At 70.0% G+C, this 17,624-nt stretch carries 18 protein-coding genes, 1 tRNA gene and 1 other RNA gene; 10 read left to right on the top strand and 10 right to left on the bottom strand.

Annotated features, from left to right (window positions below; translation table 11 throughout):
- Positions 1-5: 5 nt before the first annotated feature.
- Both glnA and AS029_RS05645 read right to left on the bottom strand, forming a co-directional pair.
- Positions 6-1,346 carry a type I glutamate--ammonia ligase gene (gene glnA, locus AS029_RS05650; protein ID WP_058231674.1) on the bottom strand — a complete coding sequence of 447 codons (1,341 nt, stop codon included), beginning with the start codon at positions 1,344-1,346 and terminating at the stop codon, positions 6-8.
- Between the two features lie 23 nt (positions 1,347-1,369).
- The gene (locus AS029_RS05645) at positions 1,370-1,573 is read right to left on the bottom strand and encodes a hypothetical protein (RefSeq protein WP_058231588.1); all 204 of its coding nucleotides are present in this window, start codon (positions 1,571-1,573) and stop codon (positions 1,370-1,372) included.
- A 95-nt stretch (positions 1,574-1,668) separates the two neighbouring features.
- Between AS029_RS05645 and ppgK the strand changes: the two genes are divergently transcribed.
- On the top strand, positions 1,669-2,454 hold the full coding sequence (gene ppgK, locus AS029_RS05640; RefSeq protein WP_058231587.1) for a polyphosphate--glucose phosphotransferase: 786 nt from the start codon (positions 1,669-1,671) through the stop codon (positions 2,452-2,454).
- Between the two features lie 63 nt (positions 2,455-2,517).
- Here the strand turns inward: ppgK and AS029_RS05635 are convergent, their stop codons facing one another.
- On the bottom strand, positions 2,518-2,811 hold the full coding sequence (locus AS029_RS05635) for a hypothetical protein (RefSeq protein WP_139168026.1): 294 nt from the start codon (positions 2,809-2,811) through the stop codon (positions 2,518-2,520).
- 229 nt (positions 2,812-3,040) lie between these two features.
- Between AS029_RS05635 and AS029_RS05630 the strand changes: the two genes are divergently transcribed.
- Positions 3,041-3,343 (top strand): hypothetical protein, encoded by a 303-nt coding sequence (locus AS029_RS05630; protein ID WP_139168025.1) that lies wholly within the window; start codon positions 3,041-3,043, stop codon positions 3,341-3,343.
- Between the two features lie 26 nt (positions 3,344-3,369).
- Here AS029_RS05630 and rnpB read toward each other — a convergent pair.
- The 3 genes from rnpB to AS029_RS05620 form a co-directional block, all read right to left on the bottom strand.
- An RNA gene (rnpB, locus tag AS029_RS05865) (RNase P RNA component class A) lies at positions 3,370-3,756 on the bottom strand.
- A gap of 58 nt (positions 3,757-3,814) precedes the next feature.
- On the bottom strand, positions 3,815-5,512 hold the full coding sequence (locus AS029_RS05625; RefSeq protein WP_228375885.1) for a bifunctional 3'-5' exonuclease/DNA polymerase: 1,698 nt from the start codon (positions 5,510-5,512) through the stop codon (positions 3,815-3,817).
- A 15-nt stretch (positions 5,513-5,527) separates the two neighbouring features.
- On the bottom strand, positions 5,528-6,256 hold the full coding sequence (locus AS029_RS05620) for a zinc ribbon domain-containing protein (RefSeq protein WP_058231584.1): 729 nt from the start codon (positions 6,254-6,256) through the stop codon (positions 5,528-5,530).
- Positions 6,257-6,371: 115 nt separating this feature from the next.
- Here AS029_RS05620 and AS029_RS05615 point away from each other — a divergent pair, with 115 nt between their 5' ends.
- Together AS029_RS05615 and AS029_RS05610 are read left to right on the top strand one after the other, a co-directional pair.
- Entirely contained in the window at positions 6,372-6,710 is a 339-nt protein-coding gene (locus tag AS029_RS05615) for a hypothetical protein (protein WP_058231583.1), read from the top strand.
- 14 nt (positions 6,711-6,724) lie between these two features.
- Positions 6,725-6,797 (top strand) — tRNA-Val (locus tag AS029_RS05610).
- An 81-nt stretch (positions 6,798-6,878) separates the two neighbouring features.
- Here the strand turns inward: AS029_RS05610 and AS029_RS05605 are convergent.
- From AS029_RS05605 to AS029_RS05595, 3 genes are all read right to left on the bottom strand, one after another.
- On the bottom strand, positions 6,879-7,418 hold the full coding sequence (locus AS029_RS05605) for a hypothetical protein (protein WP_074615854.1): 540 nt from the start codon (positions 7,416-7,418) through the stop codon (positions 6,879-6,881).
- A 1-nt stretch (position 7,419) separates the two neighbouring features.
- On the bottom strand, positions 7,420-7,995 hold the full coding sequence (locus AS029_RS05600; protein WP_058231582.1) for a helix-turn-helix domain-containing protein: 576 nt from the start codon (positions 7,993-7,995) through the stop codon (positions 7,420-7,422).
- Between the two features lie 79 nt (positions 7,996-8,074).
- Positions 8,075-8,770 (bottom strand): DUF1345 domain-containing protein, encoded by a 696-nt coding sequence (locus AS029_RS05595; protein ID WP_058231581.1) that lies wholly within the window; start codon positions 8,768-8,770, stop codon positions 8,075-8,077.
- A 263-nt stretch (positions 8,771-9,033) separates the two neighbouring features.
- Between AS029_RS05595 and aceE the strand changes: the two genes are divergently transcribed.
- The 6 genes from aceE to AS029_RS05565 all read left to right on the top strand — a co-directional run bounded on the left by aceE (position 9,034) and on the right by AS029_RS05565 (position 16,691).
- Positions 9,034-11,760 carry a pyruvate dehydrogenase (acetyl-transferring), homodimeric type gene (aceE, locus tag AS029_RS05590; RefSeq protein WP_058231580.1) on the top strand — a complete coding sequence of 909 codons (2,727 nt, stop codon included), beginning with the start codon at positions 9,034-9,036 and terminating at the stop codon, positions 11,758-11,760.
- 80 nt (positions 11,761-11,840) lie between these two features.
- Entirely contained in the window at positions 11,841-13,064 is a 1,224-nt protein-coding gene (locus AS029_RS05585; RefSeq protein WP_058231672.1) for a PucR family transcriptional regulator, read from the top strand.
- An 82-nt stretch (positions 13,065-13,146) separates the two neighbouring features.
- A complete protein-coding gene (locus AS029_RS05580; RefSeq protein WP_058231579.1) occupies positions 13,147-14,067 on the top strand; it encodes an ACP S-malonyltransferase in 921 nt (306 codons plus the stop codon).
- The gene (locus AS029_RS05575; protein WP_058231578.1) at positions 14,064-15,068 is read left to right on the top strand and encodes a beta-ketoacyl-ACP synthase III; all 1,005 of its coding nucleotides are present in this window, start codon (positions 14,064-14,066) and stop codon (positions 15,066-15,068) included. The genes AS029_RS05580 and AS029_RS05575 overlap by 4 nt, the downstream gene beginning before the upstream one ends.
- Before the next feature lie 68 nt (positions 15,069-15,136).
- Positions 15,137-15,385 (top strand): acyl carrier protein, encoded by a 249-nt coding sequence (locus tag AS029_RS05570; protein WP_022880558.1) that lies wholly within the window; start codon positions 15,137-15,139, stop codon positions 15,383-15,385.
- 67 nt (positions 15,386-15,452) lie between these two features.
- Positions 15,453-16,691: a beta-ketoacyl-[acyl-carrier-protein] synthase family protein gene (locus AS029_RS05565; RefSeq protein WP_058231577.1), complete on the top strand. Its 1,239-nt coding sequence runs from the start codon at positions 15,453-15,455 to the stop codon at positions 16,689-16,691.
- A 148-nt stretch (positions 16,692-16,839) separates the two neighbouring features.
- Here the strand turns inward: AS029_RS05565 and AS029_RS05560 are convergent, their stop codons facing one another.
- Positions 16,840-17,343, bottom strand: a complete 504-nt coding sequence (locus AS029_RS05560) for a DUF3145 domain-containing protein (protein ID WP_058231576.1) — start codon at positions 17,341-17,343, stop codon at positions 16,840-16,842.
- Positions 17,344-17,624: the final 281 nt, after the last annotated feature.

Raw genomic sequence — 17,624 nt, 5'->3', positions numbered from 1 at the left:
GACCGTCAGAGTGCTTCGAGGTTGCTCGCGAGCTCGAACGGCGTCACCTGGGCGCGGTACTGCTGCCACTCGCGACGCTTGTTGAGCAGCACGTACTTGAAGACCGTCTCGCCCAGCGTCTCGGCGACGAGCTCGGACTCCTCGAGGTACTCGAGAGCGTGGTCGAGGCTCGCGGGCAGAGGCGCGTAGCCGAGAGCACGGCGTTCGGCGTCGCTGAGCGACCAGACGTTGTCTTCGGCCTCGGCGGGGAGCTCGTACTCCTCTTCGATGCCCTTCAGGCCCGCCGCGAGCATGAGCGCGTACGACAGGTACGGGTTGGCCGCCGAGTCGAGCGCGCGGTACTCCACGCGGGTGGACTGGCCCTTATTGGGCTTGTACAGCGGCACGCGCACCAGGGCCGAGCGGTTGTTGTGACCCCAGCAGATGAAGCTGGGCGCCTCGTCGCCGCCCCAGAGGCGCTTGTACGAGTTGACGAACTGGTTCGTCACCGCCGAGATCTCGTTGGCGTGACGCAGCAGGCCCGCGATGAAATGACGGCCGACCTTCGACAGCTGGTACTGCGCGCCCTCTTCGTAGAACGCGTTCATGTCACCCTCGAAGAGCGACAGGTGCGTGTGCATGCCGCTACCCGGCTGGCCGCTGATCGGCTTGGGCATGAAGGTCGCGTAGACGCCCTGCTCGATCGCGACCTCTTTCACGACGGTGCGGAACGTCATGATGTTGTCGGCCGTGGTGAGCGCGTCGGCGTAGCGCAGGTCGATCTCGTTCTGGCCGGGGCCGCCCTCGTGGTGGCTGAACTCGACCGAGATGCCGAGGTCTTCGAGCATGCGCACCGAACGGCGGCGGAAGTCGTGCGCCGTGCCCCCGGGGACGTTGTCGAAGTAGCCGGCCGAGTCGACGGGCTGGGGGCGTCCGTCGGCGCCGAGCTGCGACGACTTCAGCAGGTAGAACTCGATCTCGGGGTGCGTGTAGAACGTGAACCCGGCGTCGGCGGCCTTGGCGAGCGTGCGCTTGAGCACGTGGCGCGGGTCGGCCACGGCCGGCTGACCGTCGGGTGTGGTGATGTCGCAGAACATGCGCGCCGTCGGGTCGATCTCCCCGCGCCAGGGAAGCACCTGGAACGTCGTGGGGTCGGGGTGTGCGAGCAGGTCGGACTCGTACGAACGGGTCAGGCCCTCGATCGCCGACCCGTCGAAGCCGAGCCCCTCGGTGAACGCCCCCTCGACCTCGGCCGGGGCGATGGCCACCGACTTGAGCGTTCCCACCACGTCGGTGAACCACAGGCGCACGAACTTGACGCCGCGCTCCTCGATCGTGCGCAGGACGAAATCACGCTGCTTGTCCATCGTCATCCCTCGTATCGGTGCGGTCAGCGGGCGGAGCCGGAGCCCCAGTCGTCGTTCGCTTCATCTTCGGCCCACTTCTTCGAGCGCTCCTTGAAGAGCTGCGGCGCGTTGGCCGCCTCCTCGGCGGTGTCGAAGGGACCGGCGCGGTCGATCGCGGGCGACTCGTACCCCTGCTCGACCTGGCCGGTCTCGAGGTTGTACCAGTACTTCGTGTTGTCGTCGCTCACGATGCTCCTCACGTGGGTCTCGCGTCTCGGCGTGAACCGCCGGTGCTCCCCCGATCCTACTGATGCCGACCGTACGGCTGGATAGGCTGAGGGGTATGGCAACGAATGCGTCTCGTGCGGTCGGAGTGGACATCGGCGGAACCGGCATCAAGGCCGGAATCGTCGACCTGGATGCCGGGGAGCTCATCAGCGACCGCGTGAAGGTCGCGACCCCCGCCGGAGCCGAGCCCGCCGACGTCCTGACCGCGGTGCGCCAGGTGCTCGAGACCCTCGAAGCTCCCGCCGACCTGCCGCTGGGCGTCGCCTTCCCGGCCATCGTGAAGAGCGGCAAGACGCTATCGGCGGCCAACGTGTCGAAGTCGTGGATCGGCTTCGAGGCCGAGAAATTCTTCGAAGACGGCCTCTCGCGTGGCATCCATTTCGCCAACGACGCCGACGTCGCCGGCATCGCCGAGGTGCGGTACGGCGCGGCGAAGGGCGTCGAGGGGCTCGTCATCCTGACCACCCTCGGCACCGGCATCGGCTCGGCCATGATCTACGACGGTGTGCTCGTGCCCAACAGCGAGCTCGGGCACCTCCAGCGCGCCGGTCACAAGAAGGATGCCGAGCACTTCGCCGCCTACTCCGCGCTGGAGCGCGAGGAGCTGTCGTGGGACAAGTGGGCCAAGCGCCTGCAGTGGTACTACGACTACGTCGAGTTCCTCTTCAGCCCCGACCTGATCGTCGTCGGCGGGGGCGTGTCGAAGCACTCCGAGCACTTCCTGCCGCTGCTGAAGCTGCGTGCGCCGATCGTCCCGGCGAAGCACCGCAACAACGCGGGCATCATCGGCGCGGCCTCCCTCGCCGTTCCCGTTCCGGAGGCCCTGCCCGCGGTGAAGTAGGCCCGGCCGGCGCCGTCGAATGCCGCCGGCGCCCCGCGTGCGTCACGCTCGCCGCCCGGCGAATCAGGCCGCTTCGTCGACGCGGCGCACGCTGACCGCGTTGCGCCACACGACGGGCGCCCAGTGCCCGCCCTCGCACGGCACCTCGAGCATGACCACACGGTCGTTGCCGCCGGTTGCCCACGCCGGCTCCCGGGTGGCGGCGCGGTTCGGCCACGTCACCCACGCCCACACGGGACGCTTCCGCGAGTACCACTCGATGGGTCGGGCGCCCCACGTCTCGGGCTGCAGTGTGCAAGGGGCGATGGATGCCAGCACCCGCGCGACCATCTCGTCGCTGACTCTCGTCGACCCCATGCACCGGACCCCTTCCCCGGCCGTGGTCGATGGTAGAACATAACTCCGACATTCACCCGGGGGTGGACGGCAGACGCAGACGTCTCACCCGCCGAGACGAGGCGACCCTCCCGAGGCAGGGGGCCAGCGGGAGGGTCGATGGGTATTCGGTGCGGAGCGCCGATCGGGTTGGTTCGCGGGGATGCGCAGGTTCGCGGTGCGGCGCGGGCCCTCGCCTAGGCTGGCCGGCATGAGTCGACGGTGCGTCTGGGGTGGCGTACTGCTGGTGGTGTTCGGGATGGTCGGCGTGGCCCTCGGCGCCTGCGCTTTCGCCCAGGCGATGGCGTCGGCCGTCGTCGCGCTGGGGTCGACGTGGGGCGCAGGGCTCGGTCTTCTCTTCGACCGGAACGCGGATTTCGGGTCGGCGTTCGGCGGATGGCCCGAGGTCGTGTTGTGGCTGGCCGGTGCGATCGCGCTGTTCGCCGTGGGGTGGGGCTTCGTCATCGGCGGCATGAACGGCCTGCTGCGGGCGCGCTCCGGGGGACCCGCGTAAGTGCTCGACGGCTCGGGATGGCGGGGCGAATGGGCCGGCCTGTACGCCGGGTTCTGTCCGGGGGCCCTTAGGGTCCCGTGGACGGTCATCTCTCTCGGCGACACGTTGCCGTGCCGCTCCAGCGGCCTACCCGGGGACTCGGCGAGCCGCGTCGTCATCCCCTGTCTGGCCTTGCTCCGGACGAGGTTTACCTGGCGGGTCGTGTCACCACGACCCCCGGTGGTCTCTTACACCACCCTTTCACCCTTACCCCGACGGCCCTTCGACAAGCTCAGGGACCGATGAGGCGGTCTGCTCTCTGTGGCACTGTCTCGCGGATTGCTCCGGGTGGGTGTTACCCACCGTCCTGCCCTGTGGAGCCCGGACGTTCCTCGGCACGGGCGAACCCGTGACGCGACCGTCCAGCCGACCCATTCGCATCCGCCAGTCTACGCGGCGGCGCCGATGGCATCCGGCAGATCTCGCGTGCCCTCAGCCCTTCTCGGCCGTCTCGCCGATGCGCAGGTCGAGCGGGAAGTCGATCGGGAACGTCCCGAACAACAGCCGACCCGCGGATGCCGCGGACTCCCGCACCGCGTCGGCCACGGCATCCGCGTGCTCGAGCGGCGTGTGCACGACGATCTCGTCGTGCAGGAAGAACGCCAGGTGCGGCCGGCGCTGGAACACCGGTCCCGACGCGGGCGCCGCGCGTGTGGCATCCACTTCGGGGAGGGCGGCGAGGCGCGCGCGCAGGTCGGCCAGCCAGGCGAGAGCCCACTCGGCGGCCGTGCCCTGAACGACGAAGTTGCGGGTGAAGCGCCCGCGGTCGCGGGCCGAGCGGCGGGCGCGGGTCTCGTCGACTCCGGATGCCGCGGCGTCGCTGGCGAGCGACTGCAGCGCGCGCCACGACTCCCCCGCGGCCGGAGACGTGCGCCCGAGCCAGGTCTGCACCACCCCGCCGTCCTCGCCCGTGCGGGCGGCGTCGTCGACGAGCTGCATCGCGCGCGGGAAGGTGCGGCGCAGGCGCGGCAGGAGTCGCCCGCTCTCGCCGGTGGTCGCGCCGTACATGGCTCCGAGCATCGCGAGCTTCGCCTCGGCGCGGCTGGCGACGGCACCGCGCTCGACGATGCCGGCGTAGAGGTCGCGACCGGATGCCGCCTCGGCCAACGCCGTGTCGCGCGCCATCGCGGCGAGAACGCGCGGTTCGAGCTGTGCGACGTCGGCGGTGACGAGCGTCCAGCCCGGATCGGCGCGGACGGCCGTGCGCAGCGACCGCGGGATCTGCAGCGCTCCCCCGCCCGACGACGCCCAGCGGCCGGTGACCACGCCGGCGGGGACGTAGACGGGGCGGAATCGGTCGTCGCGCACCCACTCGTCGAGCCAGGCCCAGCCGTTGGCCGTGTAGAGGCGCATGAGTTTCTTGTAGGCGATGAGGGGCGCGACGGCGGGGTGGTCGTGCTCGGCGAGCTCCCAGCGGGAGGTGGACTGCACCATGAGCCCGACGCGATGCAGCGACCGCAGCAGCCGAGGCTGCGAGTCGAGTGAGGCCGCCGGGTCGTCCAGCGCGGCGCGCACGACGGCGGCGGTCTGGTCGATGCGGGCGGGCAGCCCTCCCCCGCGGCGCGCGCCGAGCTCGCGCTCGAGCAGGTGCTCGTGGGCGGCGCGGCTCCACGGCACGCCCGCCGTGTGCAGCTCGACCGCGATCAGTGCACCCGCCGACTCGGCCGCGCACAGCAGGCGCAGCGCCCCCGGCGCCTCCGACGACGCGATCGCGGCGGTCTGACGGTGGTACTCCGCGACGGCGGCTTCGACCGTTTCGGGGATTCCGGATGCCGCGTCGCCCAGGTCGAAGAGGGTGTCACCGTCAACGGGTGCCGCCGCATCGGCATCCCATCCGGTGCTTGAGCGGAGGCCGTGGTCGTCGGTCACCGTCCGGGCGTGGTGGAGGATGGCGTGCACGAGCCGGAGGTCCCACGCTCGGGCGACGCGAACGCCCGCGTCGAGCAGGCGCGGGTAGACGGCCGCGGTGTCGGCCCAGACCCAGCGCACGTCGCCGTCGTTCTCGCGCGCCGCGACGGCGGCGGCGAGGGCCGCGGTATCGACCTCGCTCGCCGCGGAATGGTCGCCGAGGCCGACGAGGGCCATGCGGCCGGCGGCGGTGCGTCCGACGACGACCGTGTCAGAGGCCACGGCCGCCGCTCGGTGTCATCGCGATTCTTCGGTGCGCACGAGGATCGCCCCGCACTCGGGGCAGAACACGACCTCGTCGGTCTGCGAGCGGCGCACCGTGGCCAGGTCGCTGGGCGGCAGCACCATGCGGCACGCCTCGCACGCGCCGGCGCGAAGCAGTCCGGCGCCGTTGCCGCGGGACGCCAGGCGCTCGTAGAGGGCGAGCAGGTCTGTCGGAACGGCGGCGGCGACGGCGTCGCGGTCGCGCCGTGCGCCCTCGAGACGCGCGGTGGCGTCGGCCACGGTCGTCTTCGCCTCGGCACTCAACTGCGCACCCTGTGCGTTGGTGTCGGCGATCAGCGCCTCTTGCTCGGCGACGGCGGCATCCGCCGCTTCGAGACGCTCCATCAAAGCGATCTCGGTGTCTTCGAGGTCGCTCTTGCGGCGCTGAAGCGAGGCCAGCTCGCTCTCGAAGCCCTGTGCCTGCTTGGCGTTCGACGACGCGGCGAGGCGCTCGGTGTCGCGCGCGATGCGGGCGTCGACGACGGCCACGTCGGACTCGAGACGCTTCAGTTCGGCGGTGATGTCGTCGCGCGCGTTGGCGCGGGCACCCAGCTCTTGCGACAGGGTCGAGCGCTGGGCGATCAACTCGCGCACGCGCTCCGCCTGGGGCGGGTTGGCGGCGACCTTCTGGTCGCGGTGGATCCGCGCGTCGAGGTCGGCGAGGTCGAGCAGTTTGCGCTGGTCGGCGGGATCGGCATTCACGGGTTCCACGCTACCCCGGGGGTGGGACATCGGCGGTGCTGGGTAGCCTGGACGCTCGGACCCTCGAGGAAGGAACGCCGGCCGTGCCTGATCCACTCGCTCCGCTCTGCAGCCGATGACCGGCGGCATCCTCGGAAGCGTCGTCTTCCTCCTTCTCGGTACGCTCGCCTACTCCGGGCGCTGGAAAGGCTGGATCAGCGTCCGTCGCGGGTACGGGTCGACGATGGGTTTCGCCTGGCTGTGGCTCGGTTTCGCGTTCGCCGCGGCCACCGTCGGCTTGCTCGCCCAGCCGTACTCGCGTCTCGCCTTCCTCGTTCTCTGCGTGGTCGCGGCGGTTCTGCTCGTCGTCAGTGTGGTCGCGATGTTCTGGCTCCCGCGTTTCCTGCTCCCCGCATGGTTCCGCGTACTGCGCGGAGACCGGCCGTCGGCCGGGCGTTCGCGTGACGCCCGGTAGACTCGTCGCATCCAGGGCCTTTAGCTCAGCTGGTAGAGCGCCACGTTTACACCGTGGATGTCGTCGGTTCGATCCCGGCAGGGCCCACCCTCAAGTCGAGATCGGCGCAGCTGAACGCGTCGCGTCCCCTGGTCTCCGTCATTCATCCTGTGGACGCTCCGCGAGCACCTACGGTTCAGACAGAATCGCCGCCACGATGGCCTGCGTCCGATGCGAGAAGGCGTCGCCGGGGTAGAAGTCTTCGTACAGTTGCTCCGCGTCCTCGACACGCGAGATCCCACACGATCGCAGAAGCTGTCGGATGTCGTCCACGTCCCGTCCCGGGCGACCGGCGCGGAGCTTCATCGCGAGGAGGGTCTCCGTCGACGCCACCTCGACGACGATCCCGGCCTCGTCGAACACGGACACCCACTCAGCCGGGCGGCCGAGCCACGGAACAGCGCCGAGTCGCTCGGCCTCGAAGTTCAGCCAATTCGGGGGCCAGCTCCGTCGCGCAGCGACTCGGGCGGCTGCCGCCGCGACAGCTTTGTCGTCGGCCGCGCCCACCGCGACCGCATCGAGGTCTGACGTCGACTGACGGTCGAAGTACCGCAGGGCGAGAGCCGCGCCGCCCACGAGACGCACTCGTGCGCCTCTCCCGTCCGCCCGCAGCTCGTCGACCAGGTCGCGAAGCGCTGCCACGATATCGGCGCGTTCAAGAGCCACCATGTCAGACGCTCGCGAGAGTATCCGCCCAGATCAAGACACCGCGGTCGAAGAACTCCGCGGGCACGTCAGCCCGCGCGGGAAGGGGATCAGCAGCATCGACGGCGAGAGTGCGCGGCGAACTCAGCCGTCGGTCTTCGGCATCCACCCATTCCGGCCGGGGCAGCCGCTCTTCGTTCAGACGAAGGGCGACCAGCGCCGCGAGTGCTGCGTCCCACGCGGGATCGCCGGTGGGTTCGGGCTCGGCGAGACAGAGCACGCCGCGCACCAATCCCCGCTCTGCCGCGAGATCATCGCTCAGTTGGATGAAGGTGCGCAGGGCGCGCTGCCGATCACCGTTGCGAAGATGAGACCGAACGGCGGCCCCGGCGGAGGCCACGTCGTCGCGGCGCGTCGGCGCGGAGTACAGCCGGTGGCCGGATGCGGCGAGAAGGCGCTCGATCGTGCTGTATTCCAGTTCTCGCGCGGCTTCAGCCTTCGACACCCGACCCTGGTCGATGCGAAGCCGCCCGGCCACCTCGCGCTGGGTCAGGTTCCGGCTCCTCCGGGCCGCACGAAGGAGCGAACCGATCCTGCTCATCACGCCTCCCGATATGTATCAAGACACATAATAGGCGTTGTCGTGGGGTCGCGCGGTGCCACTTCCGTAAGGGCCCACCTCAGTTCAAGATGTTCACGCTCCGCGCGATCACCAGCGCCAGCAGGATGAAGCCCGAGATCGCCTGCACCATCATGAAGAGCTTCGCGCGCGAACTCAGCGGCATGACGTCGGTCGGGCTGAACGCCATCGCGTTGGATGCCGAGAAGTAGAGGTAGTCGACGTAGCCGGGCGCCCAGTCCTCGACGTCGGACGAACGGCGGCGCACCTCGCTCACCGCGTCACGGTCGGAGTCCTGAGGGAACTGGAAGTCGGCCGGGGGCAGGGCGTCGCGGGGGTCGCGGCGCCGGGCGATGGGTCCGCCGCGGTCCATCTCCCAATAGACGACGGCGTAGCCGATGACGTTGATCGCCCACACCTGCGCCGCACCCAGGAGTGTGGCCGCGCCGTCACCCTCGCCCCGCAGCAGCTGCAGTACGAGAAGCCCGAACGCGACCTGGTTCGCCAGCAGCAGCAGCGCGGTGAACGCGAGCGCGAAGCCGCGGCCCCACCGCGACTCCCGGGTCAACCGCGACGGATTGGTCACGACCATCGGAATCGCGCACAGGATGCCGACACCCACGACGACGTAGCGCAGCGCGCCCGACGCCTCGCTGGGGAGCACGGCGTACAGCCCCGCACCGACCGCGAGGGCGATGACCACGGGCCACCGGTGCTCGGGACGGGTGCGGAACGCGGCGGGATCCTGCGGGCTCACGCGCTCAGGCTAGACCCGCGAGGGCGGCGGTCCGGCGCGAACCGGCCGGTCCTGGCATCCCTCATTCCCGCTCCTCGGATGCCGCGAACTTCTCGACGTCGAACGGTCGCCGTGACCGTACGGCGGGGCGGGTCGTCACCGCGCATCCGATGTCGGCGCGACTCGCTAGGGTGGACTCTGGTTGATTGTGCGGAGCAGACAAGGGTTGCCGCACTCGTATGGCGATTCTCTGGCATGACCTGCCAGACGACGAAAGGTCTTCCGTGACTGTTCACGACCAGGATCCGTATTCGCAGGGGCCGCAGGACAGCGACCCGGAAGAGACCGGGGAGTGGCAGGAATCCCTGCGCCAGCTGGTCCAGGCCAAGGGCCCCGCCCGTGCGCGCGAGATCATGCTGAGCCTGCTGAAGGGCTCGAAGGAACTGCACCTCAACGTGCCGATGGTTCCGACCACCGACTACATCAACACCATCTCGCAGAAGAACGAGCCCGAGTTCCCCGGTGATGAGGAGCTCGAGCGCCGATACCGCAAGTGGATCCGCTGGAACGCCGCGGTCACCGTGCACCGCGCGCAGCGCCCCGGCATCGGTGTCGGCGGCCACATCTCGACCTACGCCTCGTCGGCCGCGCTGTACGAGGTCGGCTTCAACCACTTCTTCCGCGGTCTCGACGACCCCTCCGGCGGCGACCAGATCTTCATCCAGGGCCACGCCTCCCCCGGCGCCTACGCTCGCGCCTACCTCGAGGGCCGCCTCACCGAGGCGCAGCTCGACGGCTTCCGTCAGGAGAAGTCCGCCGCGCCCAATGGCATCCCCTCGTACCCCCACCCCCGTCTGATGCCGGAGTTCTGGCAGTTCCCGACGGTGTCGATGGGTCTCGGTCCGATCAACGCCATCTACCAGGCGATGTCGAACAAGTACCTCGCCAACCGCGGCATCAAAGACGTCGGCGACTCGCAGGTCTGGGCCTACCTCGGCGACGGCGAGATGGACGAGGTCGAGAGCCGCGGGCAGCTGCAGGTCGCGGCCAACGAGGGTCTCGACAACCTGAACTTCATCATCAACTGCAACCTGCAGCGCCTCGACGGCCCGGTCCGCGGCAACGGCAAGATCATCCAGGAGCTCGAGAGCTTCTTCCGCGGTGCGGGTTGGAACGTCATCAAGGTCGTCTGGGGCCGCGAGTGGGACGACCTGCTCGCCCGCGACACCGAGGGTGCGCTGCTCAACCTGATGAACACCACCCCCGACGGCGACTACCAGACCTACAAGGCCGAGAACGGCGCCTACGTGCGCGAGAACTTCTTCGGCCGCGACCCGCGCGCCCTCGAGCTGGTCAAGGACTACACCGACGAGCAGGTCTGGGGCCTCAAGCGCGGTGGCCACGACTACCGCAAGGTCTACGCGGCGTTCAAGGCGGCGGCCGAGCACATGGGTCAGCCGACCGTCATCCTCGCCAAGACCATCAAGGGCTACGGCCTCGGCCCCCACTTCGAGGGCCGCAACGCCACGCACCAGATGAAGAAGCTGACGCTCGACGACCTCAAGTCGTTCCGCGACGCGATGGAGATCCCGGTCACCGACGCGCAGCTCGAAGAGAACCCTTACCAGCCGCCGTACTACACCCCCGGTGAGAAAGACGAGACGATCCAGTACATGCTGGAGCGTCGTCGTTCGCTCGGCGGCTTCCTGCCCGAGCGTCGCACCACCCACGTGGGTCTCGAATTGCCCGGGGATGCCGCCTACGCCCTGCCCAAGAAGGGCTCGGGCACGCAGGAGATCGCCACGACCATGGCGTTCGTGCGTCTGCTGAAGGATCTGCTGCGGGTCAAGGACTTCGGTCACCGGATCGTTCCGATCATCCCCGACGAGGCCCGCACGTTCGGTATGGACGCGTACTTCCCGACGGCGAAGATCTACAACCCCAAGGGTCAGCACTACACCTCGGTCGACCGCGAGCTCCTCCTGGCCTACAAGGAGAGCCCGCAGGGTCAGATCGTGCACGTCGGCATCAACGAGGCGGGCGCCCTCGCGGCGTTCACCGCGGCCGGAACGGCGTACTCGACCCACGGTCAGCCGCTCATCCCGGTCTACGTCTTCTACTCGATGTTCGGCTTCCAGCGCACGGGCGACGCCCAGTGGGCGGCGGGCGACCAGATGGCGCGCGGCTTCATCATCGGCGCGACCGCCGGCCGCACCACCCTGACCGGCGAGGGTCTGCAGCACGCCGACGGCCACTCGCAGCTGCTGGCATCCACCAACCCGGCGACCGTGTCGTACGACCCGGCCTACGGATACGAGATCTCGCACATCGTGCGCTCGGGTATCGAGCGCATGTACGGCGGCAACCACCCCGATCCGAACGTCATGTACTACATGACGGTCTACAACGAGCCGTACGTGCAGCCCGCCGAACCCGAGGGGGTCGACGTCGACGGCATCGTCCGCGGCATCCACCACATCTCGTCGGGTGAGGGCGACGGCCCCCGCACGCAGCTGCTCGCCTCGGGCGTCGGTGTGCCGTGGGCGTTCGAGGCCCAGCGTCTGCTGAAGGACGACTGGGGCGTCGTCGCCGACGTGTGGTCGGTCACCTCGTGGAGCGAGCTGCGCCGCGACGGTCTCGCCGCCGACGAGCACAACTTCCTGCACCCCGACGAGGAGCGCCGCGTGCCCTACCTCACCGACAAGCTGAAGGAAGCCCAGGGACCGGTCATCGCCGTCAGCGACTGGATGCACGCCGTCCAGGACCAGATCCGCCAGTGGGTTCCGCAGAACTACTGGACCCTCGGCGCCGACGGCTTCGGCTTCTCCGACACCCGCGCCGCGGCCCGTCGTTTCTTCAAGATCGACGGTCCCTCGCTCGCCGTCCGCGCCCTCCAGGCGCTGGCGGAAGAGGGCAAGGTCGACCGCGCGGTCGTCGGACAGGCGATCGAGAAGTACCGCCTGCACGACGTCAACGCCGGCACCAGCGGCAACGCGGGCGGCGAGGCCTGATCCACGTGACGGATTCCACCGTCGGACCCGGTTCCCCCTCCACGGGCGGGACCGGGTCCGACCGGTCTTCGGGCGAGAACGTGCGCGCCGAGGCGGCCGTCGAGAAGGCCGAGACGCTGGCATGGCTCCGCCGCATCTCGGGCGACCTCGCCACCGCCACCATCCAGCGCCTCGAAGAGACCCTGCCCTGGTACGCCGAGATGCCGCCGGCGCGGCGCTCGGCCGTCGGACTCGTCGCGCAGGCCGGCATCACGTCGTTCCTGCAGTGGTTCGAGGAGCCGGCATCCACTCCGGCGATCGCGGCCGACATCTTCGCCGCCGCCCCTCGCGAGCTGCTGCGCAGCGTGAGCCTCACGCAGACCCTGCAGCTGGTGCGCGTCACCGTCGAGGTGATGGAGGAGCGCGTCGCCGGTCGCAGTGAGAAGGTGCGCGAGGCGATGCTGTCGTATTCGCGCGAGGTGGCGTTCGCCGCAGCCGACGTCTACGCGCGCGCGGCCGAAGCGCGCGGTCTGTGGGACGCCCGCCTCGAGGCCCTCGTCGTCGACTCGATCCTCACCGGTGAAGCCGACGACGAACTGCCCAGCCGCATCGCCGCGCTCGGCTGGCACGGTCACGGCGAGGTGTCGGTGCTCGTGGGCACCACTCCCCCGCAGCTCGACGTCGATCAGGTGCGTCGCACGGCGCGCAAACTCGGGGTCGACGTGCTCATCGGAGTGCAGGGCCTGCGTCTCGTGCTCGTGCTCGGGCGCGCCGACCTGCCCGCCCGCGGCGGCGCCGAGGTGGTGGAACTGCCCTTCACCGACATCGCGAAGCGTCTCGAGCCCGGCTTCGGCTCGGGCCACCTCGTGCTCGGACCCGCCGTGCCCGCGCTCGTCGACGCGGGCCAGAGCGCCCGCGCCGCCCTCGCGGGTTTCGCCGTCGCCCGCGCCTGGCGTCACGCGCCGCGGCCCGTCGAGGCCGACGACCTGCTCCCCGAGCGCGCTCTCGCCGGCGACGCCGTGGCGAAGCAGACCCTCGTCGACCGGGTGTACCGGCCGCTGCACGCGCACAGCGCCGACCTCGTCGCCACGCTCTGGAGCTACCTCGACAACGGCCGGTCGCTCGAGGCGACGGCGCGCGAGCTGTACGTGCACCCCAACACCGTCCGGTACCGCCTGAAGCGCGTGTCGGAGGTCATCGGATGGGATGCCACGGGTCCGCGCGAAGCGCTCATCCTGCAGACGGCCCTCATCCTCGGCTCGATCGGCACCGACGCCACGCGCCGTCGCGGAGTCGGGAAACGGCGGCCGCCGCAGCCGCACTGATGCACGGCACGCACAAAGACACGCCGCATATCTGTGTCGATATCTCCAGAAGCGGTCGCCGGATGCCTGTCAGGATGGATTCGTGATCATCGCCGTCTTCCCGGGGCAGGGTTCGCAGACCCCGGGCTTCCTCACCCCCTGGCTCGAGCTCGACGGGGCGCGCGAGCGCCTCGAGGCCTTCTCCGAGCAGTCGGGCGTCGACCTCGTCGCGGCGGGGACCGAGTGGGATGCCGATCGGATCCGCGACACCAGCGTCGCCCAGCCCCTGATCGTCGCGGCGAGCCTGCTGTCGTGGGCCGCGTTGAACGAGCGGGCCCCTCAGCCGGTCGCCGGTGTCGCCGGACACTCGGTCGGCGAGATCGCCGCGCTGGCGGCATCCGGTGTCGTGAGCGACGACGACGCGCTGCGCCTGGTCGGTCTGCGCGGGCGGGCCATGGCCGAGGCCGCGTCCGCCGTCGAGACGGGCATGAGCGCCGTCGTCGGCGGTGACGAGGCGGCCGTGCTCGAGCGGCTCGAGACCCTCGGCCTCACCCCGGCCAACTACAACGGCGGCGGCCAGATCGTCGCCGCCGGCGAGCTGCCCGCCCTCGCCGAGCTCGCCGACGACGCGCCCCGCGCCGCGCGGGTCATCCCGCTGCAGGTGGCCGGCGCCTTCCACACCCGCTTCATGGAACCCGCCGTCGACGCGCTGCGGACGGCCGCGGCCGACGTCGCGGTCTCCGACCCGAACACGACGCTCTGGACCAACTCCGACGGCTCCGTCGTCTCCGAGGGCCGCCGTGCGCTCGACCTCGTCGTCGCTCAGGTCGCCTCGCCCGTGCGCTGGGACCGCTGCATGGCCTCGTTCGCCGAGCGCGGCGTGACCGGCATCATCGAACTCTCCCCCGCGGGCGCCCTGACCGGGCTCGCCAAGCGAGCCCTGCGCGGCACGCCCACCGTGGCGGTGAAGATCCCCGACGACCTCGACGCGGCCGTCTCACTCCTGAAGGAAGACCAGGCATGAGCACCCCCACCCTCCGTCAGCTGCAGGGCCCGGCCCACACGCGCATCTACTCGTACGGCGCGGCGCGCGGCGAGAACTTCGTGCCCAACGACGACCTCGTCGGGCCCATCGACTCCAGCGACGAGTGGATCCGTCAGCGCACGGGCATCGTCACGCGCGTCCGCGCCAACAAAGAGACGGATGCCATCGACCTGGCATCCGAAGCCGCCCGCGAGGCCGTCGAGAAGTCGGGCATCGCGCCCGAAGACATCGACGCCGTGATCGTGGCCACCATCAGCAACCCGAAGCAGACGCCGTCGGCCTCCGCCATCGTCGCCGACCGGATCGGCGCGAACCCCGCCGCCGCCTACGACGTGAACGCCGCCTGCGCCGGCTTCGCCTACGGCGTGGGTCAGGCCGACGCCCTGGTGCGCGCGGGCCTCGCGAAGCACGTCGTCGTCGTCGGAGCCGAGAAGCTCAGCGACATCGTCGACCCGACCGACCGCAGCATCTCGTTCCTGCTGGGCGACGGCGCGGGCGCCGTGGTCGTCGGCCCGAGCGACACTCCCGGCATCGGACCCACCGTGTGGGGCTCCGACGGGTCGAAGGCCGATGCCGTGGGCATGAACGCCACCCTCACCGACTTCCGCGACGGCGCCGCCGCGTGGCCCACCCTGCGCCAGGAGGGCCCGACGGTGTTCCGCTGGGCCGTGTGGGAGATGGTCAAGGTCGCGCGTCAGGCGATCGAGGCGGCCGGCATCGAGCCCGGCGACCTCGCCGCCTTCGTGCCGCACCAGGCGAACATGCGCATCATCGACGAGTTCGCCAAGCAGCTGGGTCTTCCCGAGACCGTCGTCATCGGACGCGACATCGAGACCACGGGCAACACCTCGGCGGCATCCATTCCGCTCGCCACCCACCGACTGCTCGAGGAGCACCCCGAACTCAGCGGCGGCCTCGCCCTGCAGATCGGCTTCGGCGCGGGACTCGTCTTCGGCGCGCAGGTCGTCGTCCTCCCCTGACGCAGCGCCGTCGAACTCTAAACTGATCCAGGCTCGCTAGGGCCGACCCCCAAGAAACAGGAGACATCATGGCATTCACCAACGACGAGGTTCTCGCCGGCCTTGCCGAGCTCATCACCGACGAGACCGGTATCTCGGCCGACGAGGTCGCCCTCGAGAAGTCGTTCACCGACGACCTCGACATCGACTCCATCTCGATGATGACGATCGTCGTCAACGCCGAGGAGAAGTTCGGCGTCACGATCCCCGACGACGAGGTCAAGAACCTCAAGACCGTCGGCGACGCCGTGACCTTCATCACGTCGAACCAGTCCTGACACCTCCCGGTGGGGGCTCCGGCCCCCACCGGTCACGACCCATCGCCGCACCAAGGATTCTTCGCTCATGAGCACACCCCGCATCGTCGTCACCGGTATCGGTGCCACCTCGCCCATCGGCGGCACCGCCCCCGAGAGCTGGTCGGCGCTGCTCGCCGGCACCTCGGGCGCGCGCACCCTCGAGCACGAATGGGTCGAGAAGTACAACCTCCCCGTCACCTTCGCGGCCGAAGCGCTCGTGCGCCCCGAGACGGTTCTCGAGCGACCCGTCGCCAAGCGTCTCGACCCGTCGTCGCAGCTGGCCATGGTCGCCGCGAAAGAGGCGTGGGAAGACGCCGGCTCGCCCGACATCGATCCCGACCGCCTGGGCGTCGACTTCGCCACCGGCATCGGCGGCGTCTGGACCCTGCTCGACGCCTGGGACGTGCTGCGCGAGAAGGGACCGCGTCGCGTCATGCCGATGACGGTTCCCATGCTCATGCCCAACGCCGCAGCCGGAAACCTGTCGCTGCACTTCCACGCCCGCGCGTTCGCGCGCACCGTCGCTTCGGCGTGCGCCTCGAGCACCGAGTCGATCGTCAACGCCGTGCAGCACATCCGCGACGGCCTGGCCGACGTGGTGATCGCCGGCGGCACGGAGTCGGCGATCCACCCCATCACCATCGCGTCGTTCGCGTCGATGCAGGCGCTGTCCAAGCGCAACGACTCCCCCGAGACCGCGTCGCGTCCCGCCAGCATCGACCGCGACGGCTTCGTCATGGGCGAGGGTGCCGGCGTGCTGATCCTCGAGACCGAGGAACACGCCAAGGCCCGCGGCGCCAAGATCTACGCCTCGATCGTGGGCGGCGGCGTCACCGCCGACTCCTACCACATCACCGCCAACGATCCCGAGGGCACGGGTGCGGCACGCGCCGTGCGCATGGCGCTCGAGATGGCCGGCGCCTCGGCCGACAACGTCACGCACATCAACGCGCACGCCACCTCGACCCCCGTGGGCGACCCCAACGAGTACAAGGCCCTGCACACCGTCTTCGGCGATCGGATCGACGAGATCCCCGTGTCGGCGACGAAGGCCTCGACCGGTCACCTGCTCGGCGGAACCGGCGCGCTGGAGGCGATCTTCACCGTGCTCGCCCTGCAGAACCGTGTGGCCCCGCCCACGATCAACCTCACCGAGCAGGACCCGGACGTCCCGTTCGCCCTGTCGGGCTCGCCGGTCGAGCTCGGCGCCGGCGACCAGCTCGCCATCAGCAACTCGTTCGGCTTCGGCGGTCACAACGCCGTCGTCGCGATCGCCTCGGTCTGATCCGAACGAACGCCCCCTGGCATCCCCCCGACGAAGATCGAGGATGCCAGGGGGCGTTCGTCGTGCCGAGCGAGGGATACGCGGTCCCGGTGCCGGGTGTGGTCACCGACCTCCGGTAGTGGCGCCTCCCCCGCCGACGTCTGGGGGCTCAGCCGACCTTGTGGAGCCAGATGATCTGCTGATCGTCACCGGCGTGACGGAACGGCTCGAGCTCCTCGTCCCACGCCGATCCGAGCGCGACGTCGAGTTCGCGCTGCAGCTCGAACGGATCGCCCGCGGCGACCTCCATCGCGTAACGCACGCGGTCCTCGCCGATGACGACGTTGCCCGTCGCGTCGGTCTGGGCGTAATGGATGCCGAGACCCGGGGTGTGCATCCACCGTCCACCGTCGCTGCGCGGCGTGGGGTCTTCGCTCACCTCGAAACGCAGGTGCTCCCACCCGCGGATGGCGCTGGCGAGGGCCGCGCCGGAGCCGACCGGGCCCTCCCAGTAGAACTCCGCGCGGCGGCTGCCCATGAGCACGGGCTGATCGGCCCAGTCGAAGTTGACGGCGCGGCCGAGAGCGCGTCCTACCGCCCACTCGAGGTGGGGGCACAACGCGCGGGGCGCGGAGTGGATCAGGATCACTCCGCGCGAAGACGTGATCGCCATGGTCTCTCCTTCGTCAGGTACGTCTTCCCCTACGACCTGTGATGGAGTGCGGCGAGTGTTCGGTTGTCCCGGCAATTATCGCCGCTGCATAACGAAATCACAACACTGTGATTTCTCGGTGGCGGTGGGGCGTGCACAAGGTCGGCGATGTGCACAAGGTCAGTGGCATCCGGTCACTCCGAACGGAGGTGGTGCGCATCGCGGAGGTTGTGGCGCGGACGGGCGGCGAATGAATGAGCCGAGCGGCCGAGGGTCCGTGACCAGAGGAGGCTGAGCTGTCG

Origin of the sequence: Microbacterium enclense (genome assembly GCF_001456955.1) — a bacterium.
Lineage (GTDB): Bacteria > Actinomycetota > Actinomycetes > Actinomycetales > Microbacteriaceae > Microbacterium > Microbacterium enclense.
This window is presented reverse-complemented; position numbering and strand designations above follow the sequence as displayed.